The 7,515-nt window shown below is 44.8% G+C and carries 6 protein-coding genes, 5 tRNA genes and 1 rRNA gene; 9 read left to right on the forward strand and 3 right to left on the reverse strand.

The genetic code is table 11. The annotated features are described in order from the left end of the window. Window positions 1–225 precede the first annotated feature (225 nt). Together rrf and VFDL14_RS16755 are read left to right on the forward strand one after the other, a co-directional pair. A 5S ribosomal RNA gene (gene rrf, locus VFDL14_RS16760) occupies window positions 226–341 on the forward strand. Between the two features lie 41 nt (window positions 342–382). Continuing rightward, a tRNA-Asp gene (locus VFDL14_RS16755) sits at window positions 383–459 on the forward strand. 857 nt (window positions 460–1,316) lie between these two features. Here VFDL14_RS16755 and pssA read toward each other — a convergent pair. Together pssA and VFDL14_RS16745 are read right to left on the reverse strand one after the other, a co-directional pair. Continuing rightward, the gene (gene pssA / locus VFDL14_RS16750; protein ID WP_032550050.1) at window positions 1,317–2,657 is read right to left on the reverse strand and encodes a CDP-diacylglycerol--serine O-phosphatidyltransferase; all 1,341 of its coding nucleotides are present in this window, start codon (window positions 2,655–2,657) and stop codon (window positions 1,317–1,319) included. A 91-nt stretch (window positions 2,658–2,748) separates the two neighbouring features. Further along, on the reverse strand, window positions 2,749–3,180 hold the full coding sequence (locus tag VFDL14_RS16745) for a GNAT family N-acetyltransferase (RefSeq protein WP_032550051.1): 432 nt from the start codon (window positions 3,178–3,180) through the stop codon (window positions 2,749–2,751). Window positions 3,181–3,246: 66 nt separating this feature from the next. Between VFDL14_RS16745 and murB the strand changes: the two genes are divergently transcribed. Together murB and birA are read left to right on the forward strand one after the other, a co-directional pair. Next, on the forward strand, window positions 3,247–4,293 hold the full coding sequence (gene murB / locus VFDL14_RS16740; RefSeq protein WP_032550052.1) for a UDP-N-acetylmuramate dehydrogenase: 1,047 nt from the start codon (window positions 3,247–3,249) through the stop codon (window positions 4,291–4,293). Beyond that, window positions 4,290–5,255 (forward strand): bifunctional biotin--[acetyl-CoA-carboxylase] ligase/biotin operon repressor BirA, encoded by a 966-nt coding sequence (gene birA, locus VFDL14_RS16735; protein ID WP_032550053.1) that lies wholly within the window; start codon window positions 4,290–4,292, stop codon window positions 5,253–5,255. Before murB ends, birA begins: the two co-directional genes overlap by 4 nt. Window positions 5,256–5,286: 31 nt before the next feature. Here birA and coaA read toward each other — a convergent pair whose 3' ends face one another. Next, window positions 5,287–6,210, reverse strand: a complete 924-nt coding sequence (gene coaA / locus VFDL14_RS16730; RefSeq protein ID WP_032550054.1) for a type I pantothenate kinase — start codon at window positions 6,208–6,210, stop codon at window positions 5,287–5,289. Window positions 6,211–6,419: 209 nt separating this feature from the next. On the opposite strand from coaA, the gene VFDL14_RS16725 reads away from it, so the two are divergent. From VFDL14_RS16725 to VFDL14_RS16705, 5 genes are all read left to right on the forward strand, one after another. Beyond that, window positions 6,420–6,495: transfer RNA gene (locus tag VFDL14_RS16725), tRNA-Thr, on the forward strand. Between the two features lie 43 nt (window positions 6,496–6,538). After that, window positions 6,539–6,623 (forward strand) — tRNA-Tyr (locus tag VFDL14_RS16720). Window positions 6,624–6,662: 39 nt separating this feature from the next. After that, window positions 6,663–6,737, forward strand: a tRNA-Gly gene (locus tag VFDL14_RS16715). Between the two features lie 14 nt (window positions 6,738–6,751). Next, window positions 6,752–6,827, forward strand: a tRNA-Thr gene (locus tag VFDL14_RS16710). Between the two features lie 95 nt (window positions 6,828–6,922). Continuing rightward, window positions 6,923–7,515 (forward strand): GTP-binding protein (locus VFDL14_RS16705; RefSeq protein ID WP_032550056.1); only part of this gene is annotated, 593 nt, incomplete at its 3' end.

A 7,515-nucleotide genomic window follows, 5' to 3' on the forward strand; every position in this document is an offset into this window, starting at 1 on the left:
TACTAATTGCCCGTGAGGCTTAACCATACAACCCCCAAGGGGTTTTTGAGGGCCCAAAAGATACAAACGCTTGAATGAGTTTGAGAGAACAGAAACAGCTTTCCGTACTAATTGCCCGTGAGGCTTAACCATACAACCCCCAAGGGGTTTTTGAGGGCCCAAAAGATACAAACGCTTGAATGAGTTTGAGAGAACAGAAACAGCTTTCCAGATTTTAAGAATTTGCTTGGCGACCATAGCGTTGTGGACCCACCTGATTCCATGCCGAACTCAGAAGTGAAACGCAATAGCGCCGATGGTAGTGTGGGGCTTCCCCATGTGAGAGTAGGACATCGCCAGGCTTTAATTTTGGAACCACGTCTAAAGACGTGTTTACCACTGCGGAGTGGTAGTTCAGTTGGTTAGAATACCGGCCTGTCACGCCGGGGGTCGCGGGTTCGAGTCCCGTCCACTCCGCCACTTATACTAAGCCCAAGCATAACTGCTTGGGCTTTTTTACGTTTGAATGATTGTATTCGCCCTTCGGTCGAAAGAGTCCCGGTTGCCCGCAACCCCGGCCACTACCCACTTATCAGAAAGCCTAGTCTTGTTTGAATGATTGTATTCGCCCTTCGGTCGAAAGAGTCCCGGTTGCCCGCAACCCCGGCCACTACCCACTTATCAGAAAGCCTAGTCTTACGACTAGGCTTTCGTCGTTTCTGAGGTAAGTATTTTAGTCTTGGACCAAGGAGTCCTGGTCTCCTGTGACCACTGGCACTTCGTTACTTACAGATAAGCCCTGCTAGAAATCGCAGGGCTTTTGTACATCCATCTGTCGCCCCCTCAATGTGTAAACACATTTTTGGACGAGAGAATCAGAGATGATTGTGTTGTTAGATCGCTTGCGGATCGAAACGAAAGTCCCATGACCCAACAGCTTTTGGTTTATTAGGAAGCCTAGTCTTACGATTAGGCTTTGGTCGTTTCTAAGGATAGATGTCTTAGCCTTAGACCTGTGATTCTAATCCTACTGACTACTTCATATAAACTTAAGCAGATATGCTCGGGCACTATATCCGCTAACATAAATAGCCGTCTTGTTAGGTTATAAGATCAGTTCCGGACTTAGTTGATTTAGGCGATAAACCTGAAAGGTATATAAGATCTTTATTACCTGTTCAGTGGATTTTGAGCTAATCAACTAAACCCCTGTGTCTACTTTTTAGGGGCCACATCATAGCCAGAGAAAACTATCCGTATCTCGTATCTCTTATTACAGATACAAAAACGCCCAGCGATTGCTAGGCGTTAAGGTAGAGACAATTTAAAGCTGATACTTATAGAATCTGTTTTAGCACTCTATCAGCCTTTACGCGCGTGATTTTGCGTATTAGCTTTTGTACTTCGGTTGGGTAGCTATCAACTTTATCTAGCTGTTTATAAGTGCAGATCAGCTGAGTATGTTGAAGGATATTATCGACTTCAGCTTGGAATTTCTCAGCCAGGTGATTGAAGTTATCCTGGATGAAAATACCGTTCTCAAGATCGAGTTTCCAAGCTCTTGGGTTTAGGTTGTTACCAGTAAGAAGCATGTAGCGCTTATCTACCCAAATACCTTTTAGGTGGAAGCTGTTTGAGTCGTGTTTCCAAAGGTGGATAGACAGTTTACGACTCGCGATGTTTGCCTCATTCGCTTTAGCAAAACGACGAAGGTTTAGCTCATATAGGTAAGGCAGACCACCAATGGTCTTGAACTCTTCTTCTGGAGAGATAAAGAAGTCATTCGCCGTTTTATCACCAACAACAATACTTACCTTTACCCCACGTTTAAGGGCTTTCTTAACTTCTTTCGCAAGGCTAGGTGGGAAGTTGAAGTAAGGGGTACAGATGAAGATTTCATCTTTGGCTTGAGCGATCAACTGATTGATGCCTTGGTTTAGGCGGTTGCGGCGCTTACCAATGCCAACGAGCGGAGTCACTGCCACTTGCTCACTTGAGACTTCTTCGCTCTTAAACTGATATTGAGAGCGAGCTAGTGTCGACCGGAACTGGCGGATCGCTGATTTAATTTGTTTAGTGGTTGGCTTGCTGTGGTCAGCTAAGTTGTTTACGGCTGTGTCTGCCACCATTTGTTCTTGCACGTAGCTGAACATGGTGTCAGCAAGAGTCTTATTGTTTAAAACATGGTAACGGTCAAAACGGTAGCGGTCGTGATAGTTCAAGTAGATGTTGTTGAGACTTGCACCACTGTAGATAACCTTATCGTCAACGACGAACCCTTTCAGGTGAAGCACACCAAAGACTTCTTTGCCGCGAACAGGGATGCCATAAACAGGGACTTCATGTTCATACTTATCTGCGAATGCTTTATACATTGCAGCGTTACCTTCTGATGATTCCGCACCAATAAGGCCACGCTGAGCTCGGTGCCAATCAACACAGACACTGATATCAAGCTGAGGGTTGCTTTGCTTAGCTTCATACAGTGCAGTAAGGATCTCACGACCTGCTTCGTCATCTTCTAGATAGAGAGCAACCAGACAGATACGCTGAGTTGCTTCAGAGATCTCTTTAAGTAAACGAGTTCTGAACTCTTGTGCTGATAACAGTACTTCAAACTTATCGGGGTTCTGAGCTACAGTGGGTAACTGTATGAATGGATTCCTACTAGCAATCATATTGACTGTTTGACCTTAAAAATATGCAAAATTGCGAACAGCGAATTTTACCAAAGGCAAATAGCGAATTACTAGATAATCGAGGCATTCTCTAACAATTTTGCTGATAATGCATAGGAATGAGATCTTTTCCACTATTTGTATAGCGCTCGAAGAGGTTTTTCAGGCTATTTGGCAGCTCTTGAGGTGTTATTTTTACGAAATGGTGGCGGCTATAAAAGTTCTCTAAATGGGCGTAAGCAAAGCAATAATCTTGCTCATTCAACGTATTTTCTTCACAGTAGTCCATCAATTGTTTCCCCAGTTGTTGCCCTCGATACTCTTTTGAAATGGCCATTCCTGTCAGTAAGCGAAACTGCTCGATTGTGCGAAGACGAACCACTCCTAATAATTGGTTATCGATGGTTAACGAGTAGATTAACTCGCTCTTGTTAGCTTTACCGGAGGGGTAATGCTCTTTATAGAAGCGCTTAACTAATGGAACTTTGATCGGATCCAGCTGGGCTATTATTACATTGTTCATTCAATCACTGCGCCGGTTGGGTAACTGCTGTAGAATGGAGGCAGTTTAGTTTAATTGAATATCGCCATGCAATCTTATCTCAATGCCAGTTTGAAAAAGGCACATACCTTCTCTATCGAGCAGACTTGTGATGTGCTTATTGAAATCCGCTCTGTAGACGATCTGATCTCTGCTTACCAATCTCCACAATGGAGCCACCTTCCGAAACTGATGCTAGGCAAGGGTAGCAACATGCTATTTACCGAGCACTTTGCAGGCTTGGTGATGGTGAATAAGCTGGAAGGGATTGAGCGAACCGAAACTGAGACACACTATAAACTTCATATTAGTGGTGGTGAAGACTGGCCAAGCTTGGTGAAGTGGTCTGTAGAGCAAGGCATTGGTGGATTAGAAAATCTAGCCATGATTCCTGGATGTTCAGGTTCTGCCCCGATTCAGAATATCGGTGCTTATGGCGTTGAGTTGCAAGATGTATGTGAATACGTTGATATCCTGTGCTTAGACACATACACGGTAAAGAGGTTAAGTCGCGATGAGTGCCAATTTGGTTATCGTGATTCGATATTCAAGCATGCCCTTTATGGTAAAGCAATCGTGGTCGCGATTGGTTTAACCTTGAGTAAAGACTGGCAACCATGTAATCACTATGGGCCACTCAAAGCGTTGGACATGGAGACGATTTCCCCTCGTGTAATCTTTGATGAAGTCTGTGCTATTCGCTCAAGCAAGCTTCCTGATCCTGCAGTAAGTGGTAATGCGGGCAGCTTCTTTAAAAACCCGGTGATCGAAAAGGATCACTATGATCGCTTAACTCAAACTTATCCAAATATTGTTGGCTATGAGAGTGGCGATAAGATCAAAGTGGCTGCAGGTTGGTTGATCGATCAATGTCAGTTCAAGGGGCACAAAGAAGGGGGCGCCCAGGTTCACCCAAATCAGGCCTTGGTTTTGATCAACTACAGTGATGCTTCTTCTTCTGATGTTGTTCGTCTAGCAAACCAAGTTCGCTCAGCAGTTAAAGAGAAGTTTGGTATCACGCTTGAGCATGAAGTGAGGTTTATGGGGAAAGATGGTGAGATCAATCTTGATATCGCACTGGAGGCGCTAGCATGAGAGACCATACAACCAAGTTAACCCTGCTTAAAGCTCTGGCTGATGGTGAGTTCCATTCAGGTGAAGCGCTAGGCGAGCTGATAGGTGTCTCTCGTGCCGCTATCAGTAAGCATATTAAGGGTATACAAGACTGGGGACTGGATATTTATCGAGTGCAAGGTAAGGGCTATAAGCTCGCTCAGCCACTGAACATGCTTGATGATTCGAAGCTTAAGGCGCCTGGCGTAGATTCGTCCCTAGAACTTATACCAATTATCAGTTCTACAAACCAACACCTACTTGATAAGGGAGATTCTCTAGAGTCAGGTTCGGTATGTATTGCAGAATACCAAGCTGCTGGGCGTGGTCGCCGTGGACGCGAATGGGTATCCCCGTTTGGCGCCAACTTATATTTGTCAATGTACTGGCGACTGGATGCTGGTATGGCAGCGGCAATGGGACTGAGTCTCGTCGTTGGTGTTGCCATTGTAGAGGCTTTAGAAGAAATGGGTGTTGAAGGCGTCAAACTCAAATGGCCGAACGACCTATATCACAATGATAAGAAGCTTGCGGGAATCTTGGTAGAGCTTTCAGGCCAGTCTGGTGGTGCGGCTAATATCGTGATCGGTATGGGCCTAAACTTATCAATGGATCCAAGTACATCGGGTATTGGACAACCATGGACTTCGTTAAAAGAAGTCTGCGAAGGTCAGGTACCAGACCGCAATGAGCTCGCACAGGCGTTGATTAATGCTTGGTATAAAGCACTTGATGAGTATGAGCTTAAAGGAATGACAGACTTTGTTGGACGCTGGAATCGATTAGATAACTTCCTAGGACGTTCGGTTCGTTTGATCATTGGGCCGAGAGAGATAGAGGGCACGGTCAAAGGCATTAATGAGCAAGGTGCTGTTCTACTAGAAACTGAGAATGGCATTGAAGCCTATATTGGTGGCGAAATCTCACTGCGCAAAGCGGACTAGTTGCCCCCCAAAATACTAAAAATCATCCTCACTACTTGCGTAATAAAACCTCTTCAACCATATGATCAGCGCCCTTACGTAGAATAAGGTGCGCTCTCTCTCTGGTCGGTAAGATATTCTGCTCTAAGTTGAGACCATTAATCGACTTCCAGATATTCTGAGCCTTATCGACCGCTTCTTGATCATTGAGCAGGGTGTAGTGGCTAAAGTAAGAACCTGGTTTGGCGAATGCACCCTCACGGAACTTCATAAAGCGATTCACATACCACTCTTGAATTTGCGCGCTGTCTGCGTCGACATAAAGAGAGAAATCCAAGAAATCTGAAATAAATACACGATGTGGTTCGTGTGGGTAGTTCATACCGCTCTGCAGTACATTCAGTCCTTCGATGATCAAGACATCTGGAAGATCAACTTCTTTCACTTCGTCGGTGATGTTGTAGGTTAGGTGTGAGTAGACAGGCGCCTGCACATTGCGCTTACAGGCTTTGACATCGGAAACAAACTTCACCAAGCGCTTAATATCGTAAGACTCAGGAAAGCCTTTTTTGCCCATTAAACCTTTTTCTTGCAGTACTTCATTTGGATATAAAAAGCCGTCGGTGGTCACCAGCTCAACTTTTGGGTGGTTGTCCCAGCGAGAAAGCAGGGCTTTCAGTAATCGAGCTGTGGTACTTTTCCCTACTGCGACACTGCCTGCAATACCAATAACAAAGGGAGGCGCTTTCTCATCTTTATCCAAAAACTGTTGGAGCACCGAGTTACGGTTCTGTCTTGCTGCCACATAGAGGTTTAATAGACGTGAGAGGGGGAGGTAGATCTCTACCGCTTCTTCCATCGTCAATTTTTCATTGATCCCTTGAAGCTCTTTTAAGTCATTTTCTGACAGTGTCATGGGAACTAAATTTCTTAGTTCAGACCAGCGTTCGCGGTCAAATGACATAAATGGGCTCATAAAAACTCTATAGTGGGTTACAAAACAAGTGCATGGAAAATACATCATGCGATGGATAAATAAAATATATTCGTGAGAGAGATGTGGATTAAAGAGACAAACTTAATAAGAAATACCCGCTAAATTTCATTACTTATTAGATTTTTCCATTTTTTTTCAATTTACTATTGCAAGGTGGAAAATCATTCAATAAAATGCGCCCCACTTGTGCCGACTTAGCTCAGTAGGTAGAGCAACTGACTTGTAATCAGTAGGTCACCAGTTCGATTCCGGTAGTCGGCACCACTTTCTTCCCTCTTAAGGGAGCGAGAAGAAAGCTTAAAAATTTGGAGGGGTTCCCGAGTGGCCAAAGGGAGCAGACTGTAAATCTGCCGGCACTGCCTTCGATGGTTCGAATCCGTCCCCCTCCACCATATTCTAAAGGTTAAATAGCTCAAACAGAGTTACGTGTTGCGTGCATCGTATAATGGCTATTACCTCAGCCTTCCAAGCTGATGATGCGGGTTCGATTCCCGCTGCACGCTCCAACTCAAATTTGTGTGCTGATATAGCTCAGTCGGTAGAGCGCACCCTTGGTAAGGGTGAGGTCCCCAGTTCAAATCTGGGTATCAGCACCAGTCTAAAGCTTCTTCTCCTTTAAATTAAAAAATAACCATTTTTTTTGGTTGCGTGGTCATCAAAGCCACTTAATCCGTACCTAGAGGGACACCCCATGTCTAAAGAAAAATTTGAACGTACGAAACCGCACGTAAACGTTGGTACTATCGGCCACGTTGACCACGGTAAAACAACTCTAACTGCTGCTATCTGTACTACACTTTCTAAAGTGTACGGTGGTGAAGCGAAAGACTTCGCATCTATCGATAACGCTCCAGAAGAGCGTGAGCGCGGTATCACAATCGCAACTTCTCACGTTGAGTACGACACTCCATCACGTCACTACGCACACGTAGACTGTCCAGGACACGCGGATTATGTTAAAAACATGATCACTGGTGCTGCACAAATGGACGGCGGTATCCTAGTTGTTGCTGCGACTGACGGCCCAATGCCTCAAACTCGTGAGCACATCCTACTTGGTCGTCAAGTTGGTATCCCTTACATCATCGTATTCATGAACAAATGTGACATGGTTGATGACGAAGAGCTACTAGAGCTAGTAGAAATGGAAGTTCGTGAACTTCTTTCTGAGTACGAATTCCCAGGTGATGACCTACCAGTAATCCAAGGTTCTGCTCTTGGCGCACTAAACGGCGAGAAGCAATGGGAAGACAAGATCGTTGAGCTAGCTGAAGCTCTAGATAC

The sequence above is a fragment of the Vibrio fortis genome (assembly GCF_000695685.1).
Lineage (GTDB): Bacteria > Pseudomonadota > Gammaproteobacteria > Enterobacterales > Vibrionaceae > Vibrio > Vibrio fortis_A.